General features: G+C 69.6%; 26 protein-coding genes. 13 read left to right on the top strand and 13 right to left on the bottom strand.

All coding sequences use genetic code 11. The features are described from left to right. Window positions 1-44: 44 nt before the first annotated feature. The 3 genes from AB0M01_RS37605 to AB0M01_RS37595 form a co-directional block, all read right to left on the bottom strand. Entirely contained in the window at window positions 45-827 is a 783-nt protein-coding gene (locus tag AB0M01_RS37605) for a M23 family metallopeptidase (protein ID WP_363677412.1), read from the bottom strand. Between the two features lie 141 nt (window positions 828-968). Beyond that, window positions 969-2,312, bottom strand: coding sequence for an SPFH domain-containing protein (locus AB0M01_RS37600; protein WP_363677411.1), 1,344 nt, complete (start codon window positions 2,310-2,312; stop codon window positions 969-971). A 27-nt stretch (window positions 2,313-2,339) separates the two neighbouring features. Next, window positions 2,340-2,534 carry a hypothetical protein gene (locus AB0M01_RS37595; protein ID WP_363677410.1) on the bottom strand — a complete coding sequence of 65 codons (195 nt, stop codon included), beginning with the start codon at window positions 2,532-2,534 and terminating at the stop codon, window positions 2,340-2,342. 99 nt (window positions 2,535-2,633) lie between these two features. On the opposite strand from AB0M01_RS37595, the gene AB0M01_RS37590 reads away from it, so the two are divergent. After that, the gene (locus tag AB0M01_RS37590; protein WP_363677409.1) at window positions 2,634-3,275 is read left to right on the top strand and encodes a maleylpyruvate isomerase family mycothiol-dependent enzyme; all 642 of its coding nucleotides are present in this window, start codon (window positions 2,634-2,636) and stop codon (window positions 3,273-3,275) included. A 36-nt stretch (window positions 3,276-3,311) separates the two neighbouring features. Here AB0M01_RS37590 and AB0M01_RS37585 read toward each other — a convergent pair whose 3' ends face one another. The 4 genes from AB0M01_RS37585 to AB0M01_RS37570 are packed head-to-tail and all read right to left on the bottom strand — an operon-like array spanning window position 3,312 to window position 7,339. Continuing rightward, window positions 3,312-4,133, bottom strand: a complete 822-nt coding sequence (locus AB0M01_RS37585; protein ID WP_363677407.1) for a carbohydrate ABC transporter permease — start codon at window positions 4,131-4,133, stop codon at window positions 3,312-3,314. Next, complete coding sequence (locus AB0M01_RS37580; protein WP_363677406.1) at window positions 4,130-5,065, bottom strand: sugar ABC transporter permease; 936 nt, start codon at window positions 5,063-5,065, stop codon at window positions 4,130-4,132. Before AB0M01_RS37580 ends, AB0M01_RS37585 begins: the two co-directional genes overlap by 4 nt. Continuing rightward, window positions 5,062-6,345: an extracellular solute-binding protein gene (locus tag AB0M01_RS37575; protein WP_363677404.1), complete on the bottom strand. Its 1,284-nt coding sequence runs from the start codon at window positions 6,343-6,345 to the stop codon at window positions 5,062-5,064. The genes AB0M01_RS37580 and AB0M01_RS37575 overlap by 4 nt, the downstream gene beginning before the upstream one ends. Window positions 6,346-6,349: 4 nt before the next feature. Continuing rightward, the gene (locus AB0M01_RS37570) at window positions 6,350-7,339 is read right to left on the bottom strand and encodes a carbohydrate kinase family protein (protein ID WP_363677403.1); all 990 of its coding nucleotides are present in this window, start codon (window positions 7,337-7,339) and stop codon (window positions 6,350-6,352) included. Window positions 7,340-7,464: 125 nt separating this feature from the next. Between AB0M01_RS37570 and AB0M01_RS37565 the strand changes: the two genes are divergently transcribed. From AB0M01_RS37565 to AB0M01_RS37515, 11 genes are all read left to right on the top strand, one after another. Further along, complete coding sequence (locus AB0M01_RS37565) at window positions 7,465-8,217, top strand: DeoR/GlpR family DNA-binding transcription regulator (RefSeq protein WP_363677402.1); 753 nt, start codon at window positions 7,465-7,467, stop codon at window positions 8,215-8,217. Then, on the top strand, window positions 8,214-9,557 hold the full coding sequence (locus AB0M01_RS37560) for a 6-phospho-beta-glucosidase (protein WP_363677401.1): 1,344 nt from the start codon (window positions 8,214-8,216) through the stop codon (window positions 9,555-9,557). Before AB0M01_RS37565 ends, AB0M01_RS37560 begins: the two co-directional genes overlap by 4 nt. Before the next feature lie 171 nt (window positions 9,558-9,728). Then, complete coding sequence (gene rpsP / locus AB0M01_RS37555) at window positions 9,729-10,238, top strand: 30S ribosomal protein S16 (RefSeq protein ID WP_363677400.1); 510 nt, start codon at window positions 9,729-9,731, stop codon at window positions 10,236-10,238. Between the two features lie 5 nt (window positions 10,239-10,243). Then, window positions 10,244-10,495: an RNA-binding protein gene (locus AB0M01_RS37550; protein WP_363677423.1), complete on the top strand. Its 252-nt coding sequence runs from the start codon at window positions 10,244-10,246 to the stop codon at window positions 10,493-10,495. Window positions 10,496-10,601: 106 nt separating this feature from the next. Further along, window positions 10,602-11,150, top strand: coding sequence for a ribosome maturation factor RimM (gene rimM, locus AB0M01_RS37545; RefSeq protein WP_363677398.1), 549 nt, complete (start codon window positions 10,602-10,604; stop codon window positions 11,148-11,150). Continuing rightward, window positions 11,150-12,349, top strand: coding sequence for a tRNA (guanosine(37)-N1)-methyltransferase TrmD (trmD, locus tag AB0M01_RS37540; RefSeq protein WP_363677396.1), 1,200 nt, complete (start codon window positions 11,150-11,152; stop codon window positions 12,347-12,349). The genes rimM and trmD overlap by 1 nt, the downstream gene beginning before the upstream one ends. 154 nt (window positions 12,350-12,503) lie before the next feature. Then, window positions 12,504-12,854 carry a 50S ribosomal protein L19 gene (gene rplS, locus AB0M01_RS37535; protein WP_363677394.1) on the top strand — a complete coding sequence of 117 codons (351 nt, stop codon included), beginning with the start codon at window positions 12,504-12,506 and terminating at the stop codon, window positions 12,852-12,854. Window positions 12,855-12,990: 136 nt separating this feature from the next. Further along, window positions 12,991-13,620: a signal peptidase I gene (gene lepB, locus AB0M01_RS37530; RefSeq protein ID WP_363677392.1), complete on the top strand. Its 630-nt coding sequence runs from the start codon at window positions 12,991-12,993 to the stop codon at window positions 13,618-13,620. After that, window positions 13,617-14,387 carry a signal peptidase I gene (gene lepB, locus AB0M01_RS37525; RefSeq protein WP_363677391.1) on the top strand — a complete coding sequence of 257 codons (771 nt, stop codon included), beginning with the start codon at window positions 13,617-13,619 and terminating at the stop codon, window positions 14,385-14,387. The genes lepB (AB0M01_RS37530) and lepB (AB0M01_RS37525) overlap by 4 nt, the downstream gene beginning before the upstream one ends. Window positions 14,388-14,745: 358 nt before the next feature. Continuing rightward, complete coding sequence (locus AB0M01_RS37520) at window positions 14,746-15,444, top strand: ribonuclease HII (RefSeq protein ID WP_363677390.1); 699 nt, start codon at window positions 14,746-14,748, stop codon at window positions 15,442-15,444. Further along, window positions 15,441-15,764, top strand: coding sequence for a DUF2469 domain-containing protein (locus AB0M01_RS37515; protein ID WP_012922325.1), 324 nt, complete (start codon window positions 15,441-15,443; stop codon window positions 15,762-15,764). The genes AB0M01_RS37520 and AB0M01_RS37515 overlap by 4 nt, the downstream gene beginning before the upstream one ends. A 50-nt stretch (window positions 15,765-15,814) precedes the next feature. Here the strand turns inward: AB0M01_RS37515 and AB0M01_RS37510 are convergent, their stop codons facing one another. Both AB0M01_RS37510 and AB0M01_RS37505 read right to left on the bottom strand, forming a co-directional pair. After that, a complete protein-coding gene (locus AB0M01_RS37510; protein WP_363677388.1) occupies window positions 15,815-16,006 on the bottom strand; it encodes a hypothetical protein in 192 nt (63 codons plus the stop codon). Between the two features lie 13 nt (window positions 16,007-16,019). After that, window positions 16,020-16,802 carry a phosphotransferase gene (locus AB0M01_RS37505; protein ID WP_363677386.1) on the bottom strand — a complete coding sequence of 261 codons (783 nt, stop codon included), beginning with the start codon at window positions 16,800-16,802 and terminating at the stop codon, window positions 16,020-16,022. A 96-nt stretch (window positions 16,803-16,898) separates the two neighbouring features. Between AB0M01_RS37505 and AB0M01_RS37500 the strand changes: the two genes are divergently transcribed. Then, on the top strand, window positions 16,899-17,666 hold the full coding sequence (locus AB0M01_RS37500; RefSeq protein WP_363677385.1) for an SDR family oxidoreductase: 768 nt from the start codon (window positions 16,899-16,901) through the stop codon (window positions 17,664-17,666). Window positions 17,667-17,954: 288 nt separating this feature from the next. Here the strand turns inward: AB0M01_RS37500 and AB0M01_RS37495 are convergent, their stop codons facing one another. The 4 genes from AB0M01_RS37495 to AB0M01_RS37480 form a co-directional block, all read right to left on the bottom strand. Then, a complete protein-coding gene (locus AB0M01_RS37495; RefSeq protein ID WP_363677383.1) occupies window positions 17,955-18,797 on the bottom strand; it encodes a LysR family transcriptional regulator in 843 nt (280 codons plus the stop codon). Window positions 18,798-18,838: 41 nt separating this feature from the next. Then, window positions 18,839-19,927 carry a DNA-processing protein DprA gene (dprA, locus tag AB0M01_RS37490; protein ID WP_363677382.1) on the bottom strand — a complete coding sequence of 363 codons (1,089 nt, stop codon included), beginning with the start codon at window positions 19,925-19,927 and terminating at the stop codon, window positions 18,839-18,841. Window positions 19,928-20,040: 113 nt separating this feature from the next. Continuing rightward, window positions 20,041-21,624, bottom strand: a complete 1,584-nt coding sequence (locus tag AB0M01_RS37485) for a YifB family Mg chelatase-like AAA ATPase (protein ID WP_363677380.1) — start codon at window positions 21,622-21,624, stop codon at window positions 20,041-20,043. Next, entirely contained in the window at window positions 21,624-21,983 is a 360-nt protein-coding gene (locus AB0M01_RS37480) for a YraN family protein (RefSeq protein WP_363677379.1), read from the bottom strand. Before AB0M01_RS37480 ends, AB0M01_RS37485 begins: the two co-directional genes overlap by 1 nt. Window positions 21,984-22,097 lie beyond the last annotated feature (114 nt).

Raw genomic sequence — 22,097 nt, 5'->3', positions numbered from 1 at the left:
AGCCCGGATCCCCTGCCTGAGCAGGGGATCCGGGCCCGGGGCGGCTAACAGACGGGCACGCCTGGCAGCTGTGCCGCGGGATGGTCGATGTAGATGTTGGTGATGAAGCCGTTCTGGTCACGCAGCTTGGACCACCAGTTGTTGGTGTAGCCCTCCGCGTTGACCGTGTCGCCCTGCTTCTGGCAGAGCACGAAGACCTGTGTCGGGCCGGGCAGCGTGCCGACCACCGGAGCGGCCAGCCGGGCGTCGCTGCGGATCCGGATGCCGGAGCCCCAGGTCATGAACGGCGTACCGCCGCCACCCCCGCAGCCGTTGTCGCTGGTCAGGAAGTACTGGTTGTACGAGCCCGGGTAGGCCAGGCCCTGGCCGTTGATGACGATGTTCTGGCCGACGCCGTTGTAGAGCTGCTCGTAGTGGATGTGCGGACCGGACGAGTTGCCGGTGCTGCCGGTGAGCCCGATCTGCTGGCCCTGCGCGACCTGTGCGCCGCTGGGCACGGAGTACGCGTTCAGGTGGAAGTAGTAGGTCTTCCAGCCGCCGCCGTGATCGATGGCGATGTAGTTGCCGGCGCCGGACGGCTGGGAGTAGCGGGTGGCCACGCCGGCCGCCGAAGCCAGGACCGGCGTGTTGTTGGTGGTGCCGCCGTCCGCGCGGACGAAGTCGAGCGCGCGGCGGACCTCGGCCGAGTGGTGGCTGTAGGTCCAGCGCTGACCACACGGGAACGGGGCCTTGAAGTTGGGAGCGGCCAGCGCCTCGGTCGGTACCGCCACCAGCGTGGCGGCACCGACCAGGAGCGAGGCCAGAACAGCGAGAGTCCGTCTGAGCACGATGATCAGTCCCTCAAGCGACCGGTCACGGGCGGTGATGTCCGTGACGCCTGGAGTGATGGGCTCAAGCTAGCGCACCACTGGCCAGTGAGGAACAGAAACTCGACAGATCCCGTTACTGATTAACCTACGGTCGAAAGGCTAGGCCGTTTCGTCCTTCACCGGCTCCAGCGTCGGCTGCTCCTTGGTGCTGAGCGAGTCGATCAGCTGCTTGGCCAGGGCGAAGCCCGAACCACCCATCGTGATCGTCTTGACCAGGGTGTCCTCGATGCCCTGGGCACCGTTCAGCACCACCATGTTGCCGACCTTGTCGAACGACGAGGAGGCGGCCCGGACGATCTCCGGGTAGGCCTCGGCCAACTGCTGGGCGACGACGGCGTCGGTGTTGGTGGCCAGCGCCTCGGCGCGCGCCTTGATACCGGCCGCCTCGGCCATCGCCTTCGCCTGGACGGCGGCCGCCTCGGCCTTACCGGTCAGCTCGGTGGCCTTCGCCTGCGCCTCACCGCGCAGCTGGACCTCGCGGGCGTTCGCCTCGGCGGCCGCGATCTGCGCGTCCCGGGCGGCCGCGGCCAGCGTGCGCTGCTTGTACGCCTCGGCGTCGGCCGGCTTCAGCACGCTCGACTCCAGCTGCTTCTCGGCCAGCGACGCGTTCAGCTTCGCGGTCTCGGTCTCGGCGACCACGACCTCCTGGCGGGCCAGCGCCTCGGCCAGCGGGCCGGACTGCGACGCCTTGCTGTTCGCCTGGTCGACCTCGGCCTGGTACCCGGCCTGCGCGATCGAGCTCTGCCGTACGGCGGCCGCCTTGGCCGCGGCCGCGACCTGCTCGCGCTCGGTCGCCTCACGGTCCCGCTCGGCCTGCGCGATCCGGGCCGCGGCCTCGACCGCGGCGGCCTGCGGGCGGCCCAGGTTCTTGATGTAGCCCGACTCGTCGTCGATCTCCTGGATCTGCAGCGAGTCGACCACCAGGCCGAGCTTCTCCATGTCCCCGGCCAGCGAGCCGCGGATGTTCGTGGTCAGCGTCTCCCGGTCGTGCAGCATCTCCTCGACCGTGGTCGAACCGACGATCGCCCGCAGGTGACCCGCGAACAGCTCGTGGATGGTGCCCATCACCTGCTCGTCGCTCTGCTCCAGGAATCGCCGGGCGGCGTTCGCGATCGAACCGTAGTCGTCACCGACCTTGTACGCCGTGACGCCCTTGATGTGCAGCGGGATGCCCTGGCTGGACACGCAGGTGACGGTCAGCGGCGTGGCCCGGATGTCCAGCGGCAACCGGCGGACAGTCTGAAAGCCTGGGAGCACCGCGGTGCCGCGGCCGACGACGATCTTGAAGCCCAGCGTCTCGTTGACCTGCTCGACGCTGGAGTGCGCGCCGAGGCCGGAGATGATCAGCGCCTCGTTCGGCTCCGCCACCCGCCAGACCATCCGGAACAGGATCAGCAGCACCACCAGCGCGATCGCGCCGATGATCAGGTACGTCCAGAGCATTTCCCCTCCAAGGGAACGGGATACGAATCAGATGGCGCGAGCGACGTAGACCGTCCGGGGCGGATCGAAGTCGACCACCACCACCGGTGTCCCGACCTCGATGACCTCGTCGGTCGCGGGGTAAGCGTAGAAGGCCTCGGTGGCACCGCGGACCGGCAACATCACCTCGCCGACGATCCCCGGACCGACCCGCCCGATCACGCGTCCCCGTTTCCCCACCATGTCGCACCCTCCGACGCACTCAGGCCTGCTCCAGTTCCCGCACCCTACCGCCCGGCCGAGCTCTACCGGCGGCCGTCGGCCGGTGCCACACTGCCGGGTATGGGGGAGTTGCACGAGCTGATCCGCACCGAGCGGCTGGGCCTGATCGAACTGCTGGAGACCCTGGGGCCGGCCGAGTGGTCCACGCCGTCGCTCTGTGGTGCCTGGACCGTGCAGGAGGTCGCCGCGCACCTCGCGTGGGCGCCGGTGACGCCGATGGCCGCAACGCTGGTCGCGCTCGTCCGTTCGGGCTTCCGGCTCAACCGGGCCAGTGCCGAGCAGAGCCGTACGGCGGCCGAAGCCGGACCGGAGGCGATCCTCGCGCAGTTGCGCGACAACGCACGGACGGGCGCGCTGCCCAGCGGCGTACCGGTGCCGGCCGGAGTGGTCGAGGCCGTTGTCCACGGCATCGACATCCGGCGGCCGCTGGGCCGGCCCGTGACGATCACGCCGGAGGTGTTCCGGATCGCGGCCGACACGTCGGTCGGGCTGCGCTGGCCGCTGACCGTCGTGGTCGGCGGCAGCGCCCGCAAGCGGCTGGCCGGGCTGACGTTGGTTGCCGAGGGCTACGACTGGTCGTACGGCGAGGGGCCGGAGGCGGTCGGCTCGGCGGAGACGGTGCTCCGGGTGCTGAACGGCCGGCCGGTCGACCGGGCCGAACTGACCGGACCGGGAGCGGGCCTGCTGATGTCCCGGCTCTGAGCGACCGCGGCTCGGGACAGCCGCGGTCGCTCAGTTCTAACCGCGGACAGCGCCTTCGGTGGCGCCCTTGATGAACTGCCGGGCGAAGACGATGAACACGATGATCAGCGGGATCATCGCCAGCAGCGCGCCGGTCATCACCATGCTGTAGTCGACACCGTGCGACCGGTTCAGCGACGACAGCGCCACCTGGAGGGTGAGGTGGTCGGGGTTGGTCAGCACGATCAGCGGCCAGAAGTAGTCGTTCCAGCTGCCGACGAAGGTGAAGATGCCGAGGAACGCCAGCGCCGGCCGCGCCGACGGCAGCGCCACGTGCCGGTAGACGCCGAAGAAGCCGCAGCCGTCCAGCGTCGCCGCCTCGATCAGCTCGTTGTGGATCGAGTTCTGGAAGTACTGCCGCAGCCAGAAGATGCCGAACGCGTTCGCCGCGGCCGGGATCACCAGGGCCTTCAGCGACCCGACCCAGCCGAACGCGATCATCGTCTGGAACTGCGGTACGACGGACAGCTGCGCGGGCAGCAGCATCGTCGCCAGCAGGATCACGAACAGCGCCTGCCGTCCGGGGAACCGGAACTTGGCGAACGTGAACGCGGCCAGCGAGTCGAAGAACAGCACCAGCACCGTCGTACTGATCGCGACGATCGCCGTGTTGGCCATCGAGGAGAAGAACGCGACGTTCTCCAGCACGTGCCGGACGTTGTCGTCGAACTGCGACCCGAAGGTGAACTTCGGCGGGTAGCGGTAGATGTCGGCGGTGGTGTTGGTCGCCATCACCAGCGTCCAGAAGAACGGGAACAGGCAGAGCAGCCCGGCCACCGCCAGCCCGACGTGCAGAGCGATCCCGCGACCCCGGTTCATTCGGAGCTCCTTCCGCGCAGCAGCCGCCAGTTGATCGCCGTGAACAGCAGCACCAGCAGGAAGATGCTGATCGCGATCGCGCCGGCGTAGCCGTAGTCGTTGGCCCGGAAGGCGGTGTTGTAGAAGTACAGAACAGTGGTCAGACCGCTCTGGTCGGCACCGCCGGTCTCACCGACCATGACCTGCGGCTCGGTGAACGTCTGCAATCCGCCGATCGTCGACATGATCACGGTGAACAGCACCACCGGCCGCAGCTGCGGCAGCGTGATCGAGAAGAACGTCCGCAGCGGACCGGCGCCGTCCACCTTGGCCGCCTCGTACTGCTCGGTCGGGATCGCCTGCAGCCCGGCCAGGTAGATGATCGTGTTGTAGCCGGTCCACTGCCACACGATCATCGCCGAGACCGCGATCTTGATCCCCCACGGCTGGCCGAGCCAGTCCTCGGTGGGCAGCCCGAGGGCCCGCAGCCCGGAGTTGATCAGGCCGAAGTTGGTGCTGAAGATCGCGGCGAAGAAGATCGCCGCCGCGACCAGTGAGGTGATGTTCGGGATGAAGTACGCGATCCGGTAGACGCCCTTGAACCGGATCGCCGAGTTCAGCATCACCGCCAGCGTCAGCGCGATCGCCAGCGTCGGCACGGTCGACATCACGAACAGCACCAGCGTGTTCCACAACGACAGCCAGAACGTGCTGTCCTCGAGCAGGAACCGGAAGTTCTGCAGCCCGACGAACGTGCGCGGGCCGAGGCCGTCCCACTTCTGGAACGCCAGCAGGATCGTGGAGCCCAGCGGGTACAGCCCGAACACCGCGAACAGGATGTAGAACGGCGACAGCGCCAGGTAGTACCGCCAGTACGACCAGATGCTCTTGCGCCGCGGCCCCGTGCCCGCCGTACCGGCGGACCGGGGCGGGGCCGTCGCGGTCAGCGTCACTGCACGCCCTGACGCTTGCCGATCTGCTTCGCCTGCGAGACCGCCTGCTGCCAGGCCGCCTCCGACGACTTGCTGCCGGCCTGGACCGACTTCAGCGCGGCGGTGTACGCGGCGGCGAGCGCGGAGTCGAACGGCGACTCGTAGGCGATCGGGACATTGGCCGCCGCCGGGCCGAGCACGTCGATCGGCACCTGACCGCCGAAGAACGGGTCGGCGACCTTGAGCTGCGGCTTCTCGTACGCCGCCGGCGTGGCCGGGAAGATCTGCGCGTCGGCGTACGCCTTGGCCTGGTTGTCCGGGCTGAGCAGGTACTTGATCACCTCGAAGGCCGCCGCCGGGTCCGGGCAGTTCTTGGTGATGGCCAGGAACGAGCCACCGAAGTTCGCCGGGCCGCTCGGGGTCGGCGCGACCCGCCACTTGCCGACGCCGGTCTTGCTGGCGGCCTTGATGTCGAGGGCCACCCAGGCGGCGCCGACCACGGTCGGCACGGTGCCCTGGTCGAGACCGGCGTTCCAGTCCGGCGTACCGCCCGGGGTGCGGCCGTCGACCTTGGTGGTGATCGCCTTCACCGACAGGTCCCAGGCCCGGCGGATGTGGTCCTGGTCGCCGATGAACTTGTTGTCCTTGTCGATGTAGCGGTCGGTGCCCTGGTTGATGATGGTTCCGTACATGTCGGTCGCGTCGGCGACGATCGGCGCCTTCGGGTTGGCCTTGCGCAGCTCCAGCCCGGCGGCCAGCAGGTCCTCCCAGGTCTTCAGCTGCGCGGCGACCTCGGCCGGGTCGCTGGGCAGGCCGGCCTTGGCGAAGACGTCCTCGCGGTAGAACAGCGCGGTCGGGCCGATGTCGATCGGCAGCCCGATCACCTTGCCGTCCAGCGTGGTGGCCTGCTTGACCTTCCACTCGACGTACTGGCTCAGCACGGAGTCCGCGCCGACCGACTTCAGGTCGACGAACCGGTCGGCCTGCGGCAGCAGCGAGGCGACGTCCTCGCCCTTGAGACCGGTGATGTCGGGGATCGCGGTCCCGCCGTTGAGCGTGGTGACGAGCTTCTGCTTGAAGTCGCCGCCGATCTCGGAGTACTTGATGTGCTGGTCGGGGAAGTGCGCGATGGTGTCGTCCAGCACGGACTTGCCGAGGCCGCCGCCCCAGCACCACAGCGCCAGGTTGCCGGTGGCGTTCTTCTTGCCGGCGCCGGCGTCCATGCTCGACGAGCAGCCGGTGGCCGCGGCGACGACCGCGGCGAAGCTCCCAGCGAGCAGCGTGCGACGGGAGAGCTCCATGGTTCTACCTTCCTGACTGGTCGCGCGACGTCGCGCTTCCGATGGGTGCGCTGTGCTGGCTGGCGACAAGCGCGGCAAGGGATTGGTCTTCGGGGTGGTGCTGGTGCCAGGCGGCGAGATCGGCCCAGGTCGGGGCCGCGTCGGCACCGCCGTACCGGGTGACGGAGAGGGCGGCGGTCAGCGCGCCGAACCGGACCCGTTCGGCCAGCGGGAGTCCCCACAGCGTGGCCGCGATGAAACCGGCGGCGAACACGTCACCCGCCCCGGTGGTGTCCACCGCCGCAACGTGCAGAGCCGGTACGGCGATCCGCTCGCCGGTGCCGGCGTCGAGCGCGAGCGCGCCCTGGTCCCCGTTGGACACGACCACCAGCGGCACCTTCTCGGCGAGCTTGGTGAGCGCCTGGTCGGGGGTGTCGGTGCGGGTGTAGTTCATCGCCTCGCCGGCGTTGGGCAGGAACACGTCGCAGTGCTGGAGCTGGTCCAGGACGCTGGGGTCCCAGCGCTCCGACGGATCCCAGCCCACGTCGGCGAACACCACGCTGCCGGCCGCCTTCGACGTGGCCAGCCACTCGTTCGGCCACGGGCCGATGTGAGCGGCGACCGCGCGGGCGGCCGGCGGCGTGGTGATCAGCTCGTCGGCCGACAGCGGGGGAGGGGTACCCCGGGTGACCAGTGCCCGGTCGTTGTCGTAGGCAAGAGCCACCGTGAGGGGGGTCTGCCAGCCGTCGAGCCTGCGGGAGAGCGTCAGGTCGACGTTCTCGTGGTTGGTGAGCCGGTCGCGGAGGCGGTCGCCGAGATCGTCGGCGCCGAAGGCCGCGGCCAGTCCGGTGCGGAGTCCGAGGCGGGCCAGCGCGACCGCGAAGTTCGCGATCCCGCCGGGGCTCTCGGCCGAGTCGGTCGCCCAGACCTCGGTGCCGGGGCGGGGCGCGCTGGGCAGGCCGAGCACCAGGTCGTGGAAGACCAGGCCGGACACCACCACATCCAGCTCGCTCACGTTCGGCACACTCCTGCACTGTCGCTCAAACTCGTGCAGACAGTGTGGTCCTTTCGAGCAAACCGCGCAATACCCGTGCAGATTGTTGCGTGAGTGTGACGGAGTTTGCGTGGTACGGTCTCTCCGTGTTGCCGAAGCAGCGTCAGGACCAGATCGTGCGCGCGCTCAGGGCCGACGGGGCCGGGGGCGTCAAAGTGCTGGCCGCGCAGCTGGGGGTCAGCGAGGCGACGATCCGCCGCGACCTCGAGCAGCTGCACGAGCAGGGCCGGCTGACCCGCGTGTACGGCGGGGCGCTGGCCGTCGACGGCGGTGACGAACCGTTCGCCGAAGTGAGCGCCGTCCACGCCGACGAGAAGAACCGGATCGCCCGCGCGGCGGCCGAGCTGATCTCCGACGGCGAGTCCGTGCTGCTCGACATCGGGACCACCGCGCTGCGGCTCGCTCAGCAGCTGCACGGCCGGTCCCTGACCGTTGTCACCAGCAACCTCGCCGTCCTGGAGGAGCTGCAGAACGACGAGCAGATCGAGCTGATCGTGCTCGGCGGGTTCCTGCGCCGCAGCTACCGCTCCCTGGTCGGGTACCTGACCGAGGAGAGCCTGCGCCAGATCCACGTCGACACGCTGTTCCTCGGCACCAGCGGGGTCCGCCCCGACGGCCGGGTGATGGACAGCACGATGATCGAGGTCCCGGTCAAGCGCGCGATGATCCAGGCCGCCGACCGGGTGGTGCTGCTGGCCGACGGCACCAAGTTCCCCGGTCACGGCGTCGCGAAGGTCTGCGACCCGGCCGAGCTGGCGATCGTGGTGACCGACCCCGGCGCGGACGAGAAGACCCGCGCCCAACTGACCGAAGCGGGAGTGCAGGTGGTACTGGCGTGAAACTCACCATCCTCGGCGGCGGCGGTTTCCGCGTCCCGCTGGTCTACCAGGCGTTGTTGTCGGACCGCGGCGAAGGCCGGATCACGGCGGTCACGCTCTACGACACCGACCGCCACCGCCTGGACGCGATCACCGCGGTACTGAAGCAGCAAGCTTCTTCTTTCGCTGATGCTCCGTCGGTTTCCCCGACGACTGATCTCGACGAAGCCATTCGTGGTGCCGACTTCGTCTTCTCCGCCATCCGCGTGGGCGGCCTCGAAGGCCGCACCATCGACGAGCGGGTCGCCCTCGACCTCGGCGTCCTGGGCCAGGAGACCGTCGGCGCGGGTGGAATCGCCTACGGTCTGCGAACGTTGCCGGTAGCAACCGCCATCGCGCGGCGGATCGCCGTACTGGCCCCCGAGGCCTGGGTGATCAACTTCACCAACCCGGCCGGCATGGTGACCGAGTCGATGCTCCCGTACCTCGGCGACCGGGTGATCGGCATCTGCGACTCACCGTCCGGCCTCGGCCGGCGCGCCGCGCTCGCGCTCGGCCTCGACGCTTCGCAAACGTTCTACGACTACGCGGGCCTCAACCACCTCGGCTGGCTCCGCAGGCTCGAGTACGACGGCGTCGACCGCCTGCCGCAGCTGCTCGCCGACCCCGAGGCGCTGGGCGCCTTCGAGGAGGGCCGCCTGTTCGGCGTCGAGTGGCTGCGCTCGCTGGGCTCGATCCCGAACGAGTACCTGCACTACTACTACTTCGCCCGCGAGACGCTGGCCGCCGTCCAGTCGGTGGAGAAGACCCGCGGCAAGTTCCTGCTCGACCAGCAGTCCGACTTCTACGCGGAGACCGCCCGCCGCCCCGGCGACGCGCTGGAGCTGTGGCAGAAGACCCGCGCCGAGCGCGAGTCGACGTACATGGTGGAGAGCCGTGAGGTCGCGGACGCCGGGGAGCGCGACGAGCGCGACATGTCGGCCGGCGGCTACGAGCAGGTCGCGCTGTCGCTGATGCGCGCGATCGCCCACAACGAGCGCGCCTCGCTGATCCTGAACGTGCGCAACCGCGGCACGCTGGAGCACCTGGACGCCGACGCCGTGGTGGAGATCCCGTGCACGGTCGACGCCAACGGCGCCCGGCCGCTGACCGTCTCCCAGCTCACCGACCACCAGGCCGGGCTGGTCAGCGCGGTCAAGGCCGTCGAGCGCTCGACGATCGAGGCGGCCGCCTCGGGGTCGCGGGCGACCGCGCTGCGGGCGTTCGCCTGGCACCCGCTGATCGACTCGGTGAACACCGCGGGCAAGCTGCTCGACGGGTACGTCGACCAGCTGCCGGATCTGGCGGCCTTCCGGGGCTGACCCGCGATTGGGCTGTGCGCTGCCGATCTGGCAGAATGTCAGGCTGAGTCCGTCCGGATGCTGTGCAGCCCTCTAACTCCACGCGCCGGCCGGCCCATCGAGCCTTCCTCCGTTGTCCCCACGACGGCGTGCAGCTCACCCATTTGTATTTCCAAGGGAGACCACACAAACGTGGCAGTCAAGATCCGTCTGAAGCGCATCGGCAAGAAGCGTGCGCCGCACTACCGCATCGTCGTGATGGACGCCCGCGCCAAGCGTGACGGCCGCGCCATCGAGGAGATCGGCAAGTACAACCCGAAGACCGAGCCGTCGTTCATCCACGTCGAGTCGGAGCGGGCGCAGTACTGGCTGGGCGTCGGCGCGCAGCCGACCGAGGCCGTCGAGGCGATCTTCAAGGCCAGCGGCGACTGGCAGAAGTTCAAGGGCCTGGAGGCCCCGGCGCCGCTGCGGGTGGCCGAGCCGAAGCGCGACAAGCAGGAGATCTTCAACGAGGCCCTCGCCGAGGCGCACGGCACGCTGAAGACCGAGGCCGTCACGGCGAAGAAGTCCGCGGCCAAGAAGGCCGACAAGAAGGACGACGCCGCCAAGGACGAGGCCAAGACCGAGGAGCCGAAGGCTGCCGAGGCCGACGCCGAGACCCCGGCCGCCGAGGCCGCGCCGGCCGACGACGCCAAGGCCTGACCATGATGGAGACCGAGGCGCTGGAGCACCTGGTCCGAGGCATCGTGGACAACCCTGACGACGTCAACGTCCGCTCGCGCAACCTGCGCCGCGGACGCACCCTCGAGGTGCACGTGCACCCCGACGACATCGGCAAGGTGATCGGCCGCAACGGCCGGACGGCGACCGCGATCAGGACCGTGGTCGGGGCGCTCAGCTCCGAGCAGTCGGTCCGGATCGACTTCGTCGACGAGCTCAACCGGCGCCCGCGCCGCTGATCTCGCAGCAGTCTCTGGAGGGCCGCACCCCACGGGTGCGGCCCTTCGTCTTATCTTCGGTACGTCGGCCCGCTGGGGGCCGTGGAAAGCAGAGAGGGACACGCAGGTGCTGGTGACCGTCGGCCGGATCGGCCGGGCACACGGGATCAAGGGTGAGGTCGGGATGATCGTCCGGACCGACGAGCCGGACCGCCGGTTCGCCGACGGCGCGGTCCTGATGACGGAGTCCAAGCCCGCCCGGGCCCTGACCGTCCAGTCCAGCCGCTGGCACAGCGGCAAGCTGCTGGTGAAGTTCGCCGAGGCCCCGGACCGGACCGCCGCCGAGCTGCTGCGCAACCTGGCCGTCCAGGCCGAGATCGGCGAGGAGGAGCGGCCGGAGGACCCGGAGGAGTACTACGACCGCGAGCTGGTCGGGCTGAAGGTCCGGACCACCGACGGCGCCGAGGCCGGCGAGGTCATCGACGTGGTGCACCTGCCGTCGCAGGACCTGCTGGAGATCCGCCGCCCGGGCGGCAACGCCGTACTGGTGCCGCTGGTCGAGGAGCTGGTCCCGGAGATCGACCTGGGCGCTGGGTTCGTGCTGGTCGCCGACCGGCCCGGCCTGCTGGACCCGGACGGCGCTGAGGTGGTCCCGACCGAGCCGGACGCCGGCTGATGAGGCTGGACGTCTTCTCGATCTTCCCGGAGTACCTGGCCGCGCTGGACCTGAGTCTGGTCGGCAAGGCGGCGAAGAGCGGCCTGCTGGACGTCCGGCTGCACGACCTGCGCGACTGGACCCACGACCGGCACCGCACCGTCGACGACACTCCGTCAGGGGGTGGCGCCGGGATGGTGATGAAGCCGGAGCCGTGGGGCGAGGCGCTGGACAGTGTGGCGCCTCTCGACAGTCCGACGCAGCCCCGGCTGATCGTGCCGACGCCTGCTGGTCGCCCGTTCAGCCAGGAGCTCGCCTACGAGCTGGCCGCCGAGCCGTGGCTCGCCTTCGCCTGCGGCCGGTACGAGGGGATCGACGCGCGCGTCGCAGCGTACGCGGGGGAGCGGATGCGGGTCGACGAGGTCTCCATCGGCGACTACGTGCTGAACGGCGGTGAGGTCGCCGTCCTGGTCATGGTCGAGGCGGTCGCCCGGCTGCTGCCGGGGGTGATTGGCAACCCGGAGTCCCTGGCCGAGGAATCCCACTCCGGTGACGGCCTGCTGGAGTACCCGGTGTACACCAAGCCGACCTCCTGGCGCGGCCACGACGTACCGGACGTCCTGCTGTCCGGGAACCACGCCCTGATCGCCCAGTGGCGCCACGACCAGGCCGTACGGCGTACTGCCGAGCGCCGCCCGGACCTGCTGGCCGCCTGGGGCGGTGTGGTCGCCGGCAAGGACGACGCGGCCGCGCTGGTCGACGTACTGCCTGCTGCTGAGTCCGACGCGGGGGAGCTGCTCACGCTGCAGCGGGCCGCGTACCTGTCCGAGGCGCTGGCGTACGACGACTTCACCATCCCGCCGCTGCTCGAGCCGATCGAGGGCGTCGCCGAGCGGATCCGCCAGGGCGTGGTCTGGAAGGCCGTCGCCGGGACGCGGATCGTCGGGTCGGTGCACCTGGCCGTGGACGGCTCGGTGGGCCGGATCGGGCGGCTGATGGTCGCGCCGGACTGGCAGGGGCGCGGGGTCGGGACGCGGCTGCTCAAGGTGGCCGAGCAGACGGCGCCGGCCGAGGTCACGGCGTACGAGCTGTTCACCGGGACGGAGAGCGAGCGGAACCTCGGGCTGTACCGCAAGGCCGGTTACCGAGAGGTACGGCGTGAGCCGCACACCGCGAAGATCGAGTTCGTGCTGCTGGCCAAGCGGCGCCGCCGCCGGTGATTTCGCCGCGACCGGGGCCGTGTGGCAAACTTGGTCGCTGTTGCCAGTGCGGTGCTCCTGCCACAGGGGGTGACCATCGCACAGTGACATCCTTCAGCTTCTCACCACCTATTTCGTGGGTGACCTGTGGCACGCGCGAGAAAGTGAACACCTGATGACCAACGTCCTGAACGAGCTCGACAACGCGAGCAAGCGTGACGACATCCCCTCCTTCCGCGCCGGCGACACGGTCAACGTGCACGTCAAGGTCGTCGAGGGCAGCCGCTCCCGCGTCCAGGTGTTCAAGGGCGTCGTGATCCGCCGCCAGGGTGGTGGCCTGCAGGAGACCTTCACGGTCCGCAAGGTCAGCTTCGGCGTCGGCGTCGAGCGCACCTTCCCGATGCACACCCCGATCGTCGAGAAGGTCGAGGTCGTCACCCGCGGTGACGTCCGCCGCGCCAAGCTGTACTACCTGCGTGAGCTGCGCGGCAAGGCCGCCAAGATCAAGGAGAAGCGGGACGTCTGAGTCCTAGCGACGACGGTCAGGTATGGCGCCGAGCACTGCGACTCGCGCTCGCCCGGTAGCCAAGAGGGCACGTCGCAGCAAAGGACGACATCGCAGGCTCAAGCAGCGCAACCCGCTGCTGAGCCTGCTGATCGAGATGACCACGGTGACGGTGCTCGCCCTGGTCATCACGGTCGTTCTGCGGCTTTTCGTCGCCGAGGCGTTCTACGTCCCCTCGGAGTCGATGTACGACACGCTCACGACGAACGACCGGATCCTGGCCGAGAAGGTCAGCTACCTGCACCGCGACGTCGACCGGGGCGACATCATCGTCTTCAAGGACCCCGGCAACTGGCTGAACGAGGAGCAGGAGACCCCCGGTCCGCTGCGCCGCGTCGGTGAGTTCGTCGGCATCCTGCCGCGCAGCGGCGAGGGGCACCTGGTCAAGCGGGTGATCGGCCTGCCCGGCGACCGGGTGTTCTGCTGCGACCGGTCGAGCCGGATCCTGGTCAACAAGATCCCGCTCGACGAGCAGGAGTACCTGCTGAAGGACGCGAAGCCGTCGCTGCAGCCGTTCGACGTCGTCGTACCGCCTGGTCATCTGTGGGTGATGGGGGACAACCGCGCCGAGTCGGCCGACTCGCGCGCCCACATGGGGGGTCCCGGTGGCGGGTTCGTGCCGATCGAGAACGTGGTTGGCCGGGCCTGTTGCGTAATCTGGCCGTCTGACCGGATGACGATGCTGCGTCCTCCGGAAACCTTCAAGAAGCCGGGGCTGAAGAAGTGACCGATACATCGACCGAGGCGACGCCGGACAAACCCACCCACCGCTCGGGGCTGGCGGCCGCGGCCCGCGAGTTCGTGCTGATCGTGGTCGGAGCGCTGATCGTCTCGTCGATCCTGCGGGCGTTCGTCGGGCAGATGTTCATCATCCCGAGCGAGTCGATGCAGAACACGCTGCTGGTCGGCGACCGGGTCGTGGTCGAGAAGCTGACCGACGTCGAGCGCGGTGACGTCGTCGTCTTCGAGGACCCGGGCGGCTGGCTGGGCACCGAGGAGAGCGGCCAGAAGCGCGGCTCGATCGGCCGCTTCTTCGAGGTCGTCGGCCTGCTCCCGGACTCCAGCCACGGCCACCTGATCAAGCGCCTGATCGGCATGCCCGGCGACAAGGTGGAGTGCTGCGACGAGAAGGGCCGCCTGCTCGTCAACGGCCAGCCGCTCGAGGAGTCGTCGTACCTGTACCCCGGTGACGCCCCCTCCGCGATGGAGTTCCAGGTCGTCGTCCCGGCCGGCAAGATCTTCGTGATGGGCGACCACCGCTCCGAGTCGGGCGACTCCCGGGTCCACCTGAGCGACACCGGCCCCGACGGCGGCGCGCCCGGCGACGCCGCCTTCGTCCCCCTCGACAAGGTCACCGGCCGCGCCATCCTGGTGGTCTGGCCCGCCAGCAACTTCACCAAGCTCGGCGTCCCCGACACGTTCAAATCCATCCCGGCCCCTGCTGGCCCACCGCCCGCGAAGCCGTCGATCTCCCTGACACCACCCCCCAAGTAGGCGGAGCCGTGCCACTCACCGCACACCCGCCCACCGGCAGCTGCTTTGGAGTACCGGCCGCCGGCAGCTTCTTTCAAGTACCGGCCACCGCCGGGTCCGGCGACTTCGTTCGAGTACCGGCCACGGCCAGGTCCGGCGACTTCGTTCGAGTACCGGCCACCGCCAGGTCCAGCAACCTGTTCCGAGTACCGGCCACCGCCAACTCCAGCGAACCGGCCACCGCCGGGTCCAGCGACGTCTTTCAAGTACCGGCCACCGCCAGGTCCGGCGACCTCGCCACCCCGGTCACCAACGCCGCACCTGGTCGCCCCACCTCCTCCCGTGGCGGTGTTCGCCCATGCCCTGCGGGGAGCGTCAGATGAGCGCTCTCCCGCGCGGCAGCACGATCCGCCGCGACGCGGGCCTGTACGGCTACGAGCGCGCCCTGCGCCGCGTCGGGCTCGACCCGATCGCGGGCGTCGACGAGGCCGGCCGCGGCCCCTGCGCCGGCCCTCTGGTCGCCGCGGCCGTGATCCTGCCCGACGGCAAGCGCGGCCAGATCCCCGAGCTCGCCGACTCGAAGCTGCTGACCGCGAAGGCCCGCGACCGCTGCTACGACCAGATCCGCGCCCGCGCGCTGGCCTGGTCGGTGGTATCCATCGAGGCCGACGAGTGCGACCGCCTCGGCATGCACGTCGCCAACGTCCAGGCCCTGCGGCGGGCCCTGTTCCGCCTCGACGTGCGGCCGTCGTACGTGCTGACCGACGGTTTCGGCGTCGACGGTCTCGGCGTACCGGGCCTGGCGATCTGGAAGGGCGACCGGGTCGCCGCCTGTATCGCTGCCGCGTCAGTGATCGCGAAGGTGACCCGCGACCGGATCATGGCGCACTGGGACACCGTCTACCCGGAGTACGACTTCGCGGTCCACAAGGGCTACTGCACGCCTGAGCACCAGGCGGCACTGGACAAATACGGCCCGTGTCCACAACATCGCCGCCGATTCGAGAATGTCCGCCGCAGTCTGCGGCCCGATATGGGACAGAATGTGACCAGTCCCACCGGAGTGGAGAGCCGATGAGTGCTGACGACCTCGAGAAGTACGAGACCGATATGGAGCTTCAGCTCTATCGGGAGTACAAGGACGTCGTCGGGATCTTCAAGTACGTCGTGGAGACCGAACGGCGCTTCTACCTGTGCAACGCCGTGGACCTCAAGGTCCGCACCGAAGGCGGCGACGTCTACTTCGAAGTGACGATGGCCGACGCCTGGGTCTGGGACGTCTACCGATCGGCGCGCTTCGTGAAGAACGCCAAGGTCGTCACCTTCCGCGACGTCAACATCGAAGAACTCGCCAAGTCCGACCTGGAAGTCCCCAAGGACTCCGACTTCGGCCGCTGACCTGAGTTGAGCCCGGCGCCCCTCCTCGGGGTGCCTGGCTCAGCGCGCGGTCACCTGCAGGACTGCGTCTGTACGCCGTCCTGCGCTTCCGCGCGCGCCCTGGCTTCTCCGCACGCGCGTACCAGTGCGAGGTCGTGCACGTCGCGACTGATCGTCCGCGAGCAGGTCGCCCTGGCCACCTCCGGCGCAGCATGTCCCTCCGCGTCCAGCTGCTCGGCGGCCGCGGTGGCGGTCACGTTCACGATCAGCGTGTCCTCAGCGCAGCGCCAGCTCGAGTTCCTCGGTCTTCGTCTCCAACCACCGAAGCTCCCGCGCGTAGAACTCCAGCGACACCGCCGAGTCGCGCGCGCCCAATCCCCACCCCTCCACCTGCCCCGCGGCCCGGAGCTTCGCCTGAACCAAGGCCGGCACGAGCCGCACCCGCTCCTCCAGCCCGTAAGCATCGGCGAGCACCCGCAGCCGCCGCCCGAGATCCGGCAGCGCCTCGAAGCCGGTCTCGACCAACTCCTGCTCCGAAGCCAGCGGCACGAACGCCCAAGCCGCCGCCGCAACATCCAGCAACGGCGTACTGGCTCCGCACGCGTCCCAATCGATGAACGCGACCGGCAGCCCATCGCGATACACCGTGTTCCAAGGCCCCAGATCTCCATGCGACATCACCTCACCGGCGCGCAATCCATCCGGCGGCACAAACCCCGCACTCGCCTCATGCAGCCGCCGCAACAACCGCCCCACCTCGGCAAGCGCCTCCTCCGAGCGCATCGCAGCAGTCAACGGGTTCCCCTTACCCGGCGTCCACTCCGGATCCGCCGGCACCTCACCCGGCAGCCAGCTGAGGACCTCCACTCGATCCTCCACGCCCAGAACCCGAGGCGCCCCCTCGAACCCGGCAGCTTCCAGATGCCGCAGATACGCATGTACGACCGGCGAAGCCGCGCCGACCGCTCGCCGTACGGTCTCCCCACGCCGTACCACCCCAGCGTTGTTGCGCCCGCCCACGAGCGTCTGGTCAGTTCCCGCCGCCACCTCATCACCCATCTCCCCAGCATCCCGCACCCACCGATACCCGCCGGGTATTGCTGCCCCACCCAAACCGTCATTGTTCGCCCAGCCGCCGCTTGATGGAGTTGTTGCATGAGACAACTTCAGAACAAGGTCGCCCTGATCACCGGCGGCACCGCAGGCATCGGTCTCGCCACCGCGCAGCGCTTCACCGAGGAAGGCGCGACCGTCTACATCACCGGCCGCCGCCAGTCCGAACTCGACACCGCGGCCACCAAGTCAGGCGCCATCCCCGTCCAGGGCGACGTAGCCAACCCGGCCGACCTCGATCGCCTCTACGCCCAGATTCGCGCCGACGGCCACCGCCTCGACGTACTGGTCGCCAACGTAGGCGTCGGCGACTTCGTCCGCCTCGAAGACATCACCGAGGACCACTACGACCGCATCTTCGACACCAACGTCAAAGCCACCCTCAACACCGTCCAAAAGGCCCTCCCACTCCTCAACGACGGCGCCTCGATCGTCCTGGTCACCTCGATCGCCTCAGTCACCCACCAGGAGGGCCTCAGCGTCTACTCCGCCTCGAAGGCAGCCGTCCGCTCCTTCGCCCGCAGCTGGGCCAGAGAACTGAGCCCCCGCAACATCCGAGTCAACGCAATGTCCCCCGGCAGCACCGACACCCCCGCAGTAGACGCCGCCCTGACCGCCGCCGGCCTCACCGACAAGTCCGCCCGCGACGCCTGGAAAACCAACCACGTAGCCACCATCCCCCTGTCCCGAGTCTCCCAACCCGAAGAACAAGCCGCCGCAATCCTCTTCCTCGCTTCCCCCCAGAGCACCTACGTCACAGGCACCGAGTTGGTAACCGACGGCGGCACCACCACAGGCCTCAACCTGTAGGTCGCTCCGCGGGCTGAGTAGCTGGTTGCTTCTAGCAATGCGGGGTGGGTCGTGAGGTGGGCGTGGTGGGAGCTTCCGGCGTTCGCTCCAGCTTGCGTAGGTGACTCGGCGCTTGATGGGCGCCGGGCGGTTGGTGAGGCTGACCGCGAGGCGGCCGGCGTTTGCCTCGGCGTACGGCGCGGGGTGGCGGGGTCGAGGCGGCCGGTTGGGGGAGGAGGTTGGGTGGTGGCGGTCGAGAAAGGTGTTGGCGGGCGGCGGGCGGCGGGCGGCGGGTGGCGCGCGGGGTTGTCAGGCTGTGGCGGCTGGTTGGGGGAGGAGGTTGGGGTGGGGTGCGGCGGTGGATTGGGTGGTTCGGGTGAAGGAGGTGCGGGTGGTGGGTGGGGTTTCGGGGTGCCAGGCGAGGACCAGGTGGGTGGTGGGGGCGTCGATGACGGGGACTGCGGTGATCAGGGGGCCGGTTCGGGTGGTGGCGGTGGCTCCTACGGTGACGATGCGGTGGCCTAGGGAGACCTCCTCGACGAGTTGGTCGAGCGTGTCGGTGGGGGCGCAGGCCGGGCGGTAGGTGGGGTCTGTGGTGATGTCGTGGGTGGTGATGAAAGGGCGGGCGGCCAGGGGGTGGTCGGTGGGGAGGAGAGCGACGGTCTGCTCCTCCGCGATCTCGGTGGTGGTGAGGTCGGTGAGGTCGTTGCGGCCGCAGATGAGGGCTACGTCGGCGGTGCCGGTGTGGACCTCTTGGAGGGGGTCTTGGGTGAAGATGACTTGCACCTCGGCGGCGCCGGGTTGGCGGCGGTAGGCGCGGAGGGTGTTGGCGAGCAGGCCTGGGCCTACGCCTGGTCTGGTGGCGATGACGAGGCGGTGGGGGCGGCCGGTGCGTTGGGCGCTCAGGACGGCGGTGTCGACCGCTCTGAGGGCTTTGCGGGACTGGGTGAGGAACGTGGTGCCGGCGTCGGTGAGGGCCACTCGGCGGCTGGTGCGTTCGAAGAGTTGAACTCCTAGGCGGCGTTCCAGGCGGCTGATGGCTCGGGAGAGCGGTGGCTGGGCGATGCCGAGGCGGTCGGAGGCTCGGCCGAAGTGGAGCTCCTCGGCGACTGCCACGAAGTACTCGAGCTCTCGGGTTTCGACTCGTTCCATACCTTCAAGGTAACAATCGCCCGGGCATCGACAGGGCCGGTTCATGGCGCGCGCCGTTGGCTGGGGGAGAGGCGGTAGCCGGATTCGTCGTGGGTGATCAGGTTGGCCTCGGTGAGGGTTTCCAGGGATTGCTCGACCGTGGTGCGGTCGAGGCCGGCGGTGGCGGCGATGCGGGTGGCGGGGGCTGGGCGGAGTACCGGGACGGCGTCGAGGGTTCGGCGGAGGTCGTGGGAGAGGGCGTCTTCGGCGGTTGTCGGGGCGTGCGGGTACTGCGTGAGCTGGTGGCCCAGGGGTGCGATGGCTTCGAGGATGTCGGCTACTGAGGTCGCGAGGGTGGCGTTGCGTTCGCGGATCAGGAGGTGGGTGCCGTCTGACATCTTCGAGGTGATGGGGCCGGGTACGGCCAGGACCGGGCGGCCGCACTGTTCGGACCAGGTGGCGGTGTTGAGGGCTCCGCTACGGATGGCGGCTTCGACGACGACGGTGCCTTGGGCCATGGCGGCGATCAGGCGGTTGCGGGACAGGAATCGGAGTTTGGTCGGGGAGCAGCCAGGTGGGAGCTCGCTGACGAGGAGGCCTTCGGCGGCGATGCGGTTGAAGAGGGCTGAGTTGCTGCGGGGGTAGCTGACGTTGACCCCGCAGGCGAGGACGGCGATGGTCGTGCCGGTGCTGGCCAGGGCGCCGCGGTGGGCGGCGGCGTCGATGCCGTAGGCACCGCCGGAGACGACGGTGGTGCCTCGGTCGCCCAGGCCGGCGGCGAGCTCGGCGGCTGCGTGTTCGCCGTACGAGGAGCAGGCTCTGGCGCCGACGATGGCCACTGAGGACTGGAGCAGGTGGTGGAGGTTGGCGGGTCCTTTGATCCAGAGGCCGTACGGCGTGCCGCCGCGGCGGGCTTGTTGGCCGGCGTCGGTGAGGACTTCGAGCTGGTCGGGCCACTCGGGGTCGCCGGGGATGACGAAGCGGGCGCCGGCGGCGTCCGCTCGGGCGAGGTCGGCTTCGGGGGAGACCACGGCGACACGGGACGACCAACGTTCCACGCCGGGGGCCTTGGAGCGGAGGAGGTCCCAGATCTCTAGTGGGGTGAGGTCGGCGAAGGTCTTCTGCGTGGTGGGGTCGCCGGGTTCGATCACTCGGGACAGCGCCGCTCTCGCCAGCCGGTCCTCGTCGCAAGGGGCCGGAGGGGCGAGGGCTGTGGAGGGGGCGTTGCCTTGGGCAATCGGTGGGGTGGGGATTGAGGGGTGGGTCATTGCAGGATGGGCTCTCTGAGGGGGCGGATGTCTTCCAGCGGGGTCAGTGGGGCGCCGGTGCGGAGTTGGAAAGCTTCGTGGGTGAGGGGTGGAGTGGGAGCAGGGAGGCCGGCCAGGTCGGTGAGGGTCCAGGCGAGGCGGACTACGCGGTCGAGGCCTCGGGCGGTGAGGCGGCCTTCGGCGTAGTGGGACTCGAGGATGGACTGGCTGGTGGGATCGAGGGGGAACTCTCGGCGGAGAACCGGGCCGGGGATTTCGCTGTTGAGGCGCCACGGTGTGTCTTGGTAGCGGTGGGACTGGCGGTCTCGGGCAGCGCGGACTCGGGCTGCCACGTCGGCGGTGGACTCGGGGTTGTCGGCGGCAGTGCCGATGCCGCGGGCTGCGGGGAGGATCTGACGCTGGATGTCCATCCGGTCCTTGATCGGCCCGCTGATGCGTTGGCGGTAGCGGTTGAGGATCTGGGGTGTGCAGCTGCAGATCCCCGTGGGGGTGCCGGATTGGCCGCACGGGCAGGGGTTTGCGGCCAGGACCAGGAGGAAGCGGGCGGGGAACTTGGCGACGGCGGCGGCTCGGTGGACTTCGACGAAGCCGGACTCCAGTGGCTGGCGCAGGGTGTCGAGGGTCAGCGGGTGCATTTCGGGTGCTTCGTCGATGAAGAGGATGCCTCGGTGAGCGCAGCTGATCGCGCCGGGGCGGGGGATGCCGGAGCCGCCGCCGACCAGGCTGACCAGGGATGCCGTGTGGTGAGGCGCGATGAAGGGTGGGCGGGTGACCAGCTCGGCGTCGTTGGTGAGCAGGCCGGCCAGGGAGTGGACGGCGGAGACCTCCAGGGAGTCGTCGGTGCCCAGGTCGGGCATCAGGCCGGCGAGGCGTTCGGCGAGCATCGTCTTGCCGGAGCCCGGTGGGCCGTACAGGTAGAGGTGATGGCCGCCCGCGGCGGCCGCCTCGATCGCGCGGCGGCCCTCGCGCTGGCCGAGGACGTCGTCGAGGTCGACCTCGGGGACCCGCGTGAGGGACTCCGACATCAGCCGTGGTTCGGCGCGCGGTGGCTCCTCGTCGGGGATCTCCTCGCTGCGGATCATCGCGAGCACCTGGCGCAGCGAGCGCACGCCGTACACGCTGATGTCGGGGACCAGGCGGGCCTCGCCGGCGTTGAGCTCGGGGACGATGATGCGGGTGAAGCCGGCGCGGGCCGCGGCCAGCGTCATCGCGAGGGCGCCGCGGACCTCGCGGATCCGGCCGTCGAGGCCGAGCTCGCCGATGATCGCGCAGTGCCGCAGCTCGCCGATCGGGAGCACGCCGCTGGCCGCGAGCAAGGCACACGCGATCGTCACGTCGTAATGCGAACCGGTCTTGGGCAGGGTCGCCGGGGACAGCCCGATGGTGACCTTGCGGTCGGGGAACCGCTCGCCGCTGTTCACCACGGCGGCGCGGACCCGGTCCCTTGCCTCGGACAACGAGGCGTCGGGCAGGCCGATCAGCGTGGTCTTCGGCAGGCCCTGGGCGATGTCGGCCTCGACCTCGACGAGATGGCCCTCCAGGCCGACGAGGGCGACGGACCAGGCTTGGGCGAGGGACATCAGCCGACTCCTCTCAGGTGCTCGACCGTTGGTTTGCCGCCGCCCGGTGGGACCAGGACGGCGATCACGTCGATCCGGATCTCCGGCGGGTGCAGCTCGTGCTCCTGCAGCCAGCGGCCGACCAGCCGGCGCAGGGTGCTGAGCTTGCGATAGGTGATCGACTCCAGGGGGCTCCCATACCCGAGGCCGCGTCTGGTCTTCACCTCGCAGACGACCAGCGCGCGGCCGTCCCGGGCGACGATGTCGATCTCACCCTGGTCGCAGCGCCAGTTCCGCGCGAGGATCGCGAAGCCCTGGTCGCTGAGATGTTCCGCGGCGAGTTGTTCGCCGTACTGCCCGACTGCGTCTTTGGTGCGCATCGATGACCACCTCCGACAAAGAACATGCCGGGAATCGAGGCGGATTCTGCGGTGACTTCGCAGCTGTGGACAAACGAAAACGCCGGCCGGGCCCGAGGGGCCGGCCGGCGTTCA

It is taken from the genome of Kribbella sp. NPDC051770 (assembly GCF_040681455.1).
Taxonomy (GTDB): domain Bacteria; phylum Actinomycetota; class Actinomycetes; order Propionibacteriales; family Kribbellaceae; genus Kribbella.
This window is presented reverse-complemented; position numbering and strand designations above follow the sequence as displayed.

Excerpts from the sequence above, each read along its gene's own strand:
- AB0M01_RS37600 (WP_363677411.1), bottom strand. The coding sequence starts at position 2,312 with ATGCTCTGGACGTACCTGATCATCGGCGCGATCGCGCTGGTGGTGCTG.
- AB0M01_RS37590 (WP_363677409.1), top strand. The coding sequence starts at position 2,634 with ATGGGGGAGTTGCACGAGCTGATCCGCACCGAGCGGCTGGGCCTGATC.
- AB0M01_RS37495 (WP_363677383.1), bottom strand. The coding sequence starts at position 18,797 with ATGGAACGAGTCGAAACCCGAGAGCTCGAGTACTTCGTGGCAGTCGCC.
- AB0M01_RS37505 (WP_363677386.1), bottom strand. The coding sequence starts at position 16,802 with ATGGGTGATGAGGTGGCGGCGGGAACTGACCAGACGCTCGTGGGCGGG.
- AB0M01_RS37480 (WP_363677379.1), bottom strand. The coding sequence starts at position 21,983 with ATGCGCACCAAAGACGCAGTCGGGCAGTACGGCGAACAACTCGCCGCG.
- AB0M01_RS37575 (WP_363677404.1), bottom strand. The coding sequence starts at position 6,345 with ATGGAGCTCTCCCGTCGCACGCTGCTCGCTGGGAGCTTCGCCGCGGTC.
- rplS (WP_363677394.1), top strand. The coding sequence starts at position 12,504 with ATGACCAACGTCCTGAACGAGCTCGACAACGCGAGCAAGCGTGACGAC.
- AB0M01_RS37500 (WP_363677385.1), top strand. The coding sequence starts at position 16,899 with ATGAGACAACTTCAGAACAAGGTCGCCCTGATCACCGGCGGCACCGCA.
- trmD (WP_363677396.1), top strand. The coding sequence starts at position 11,150 with ATGAGGCTGGACGTCTTCTCGATCTTCCCGGAGTACCTGGCCGCGCTG.
- AB0M01_RS37520 (WP_363677390.1), top strand. The coding sequence starts at position 14,746 with ATGAGCGCTCTCCCGCGCGGCAGCACGATCCGCCGCGACGCGGGCCTG.
- AB0M01_RS37595 (WP_363677410.1), bottom strand. The coding sequence starts at position 2,534 with ATGGTGGGGAAACGGGGACGCGTGATCGGGCGGGTCGGTCCGGGGATC.
- AB0M01_RS37485 (WP_363677380.1), bottom strand. The coding sequence starts at position 21,624 with ATGTCCCTCGCCCAAGCCTGGTCCGTCGCCCTCGTCGGCCTGGAGGGC.
- AB0M01_RS37515 (WP_012922325.1), top strand. The coding sequence starts at position 15,441 with ATGAGTGCTGACGACCTCGAGAAGTACGAGACCGATATGGAGCTTCAG.
- AB0M01_RS37585 (WP_363677407.1), bottom strand. The coding sequence starts at position 4,133 with ATGAACCGGGGTCGCGGGATCGCTCTGCACGTCGGGCTGGCGGTGGCC.
- lepB (WP_363677392.1), top strand. The coding sequence starts at position 12,991 with ATGACCACGGTGACGGTGCTCGCCCTGGTCATCACGGTCGTTCTGCGG.
- AB0M01_RS37550 (WP_363677423.1), top strand. The coding sequence starts at position 10,244 with ATGGAGACCGAGGCGCTGGAGCACCTGGTCCGAGGCATCGTGGACAAC.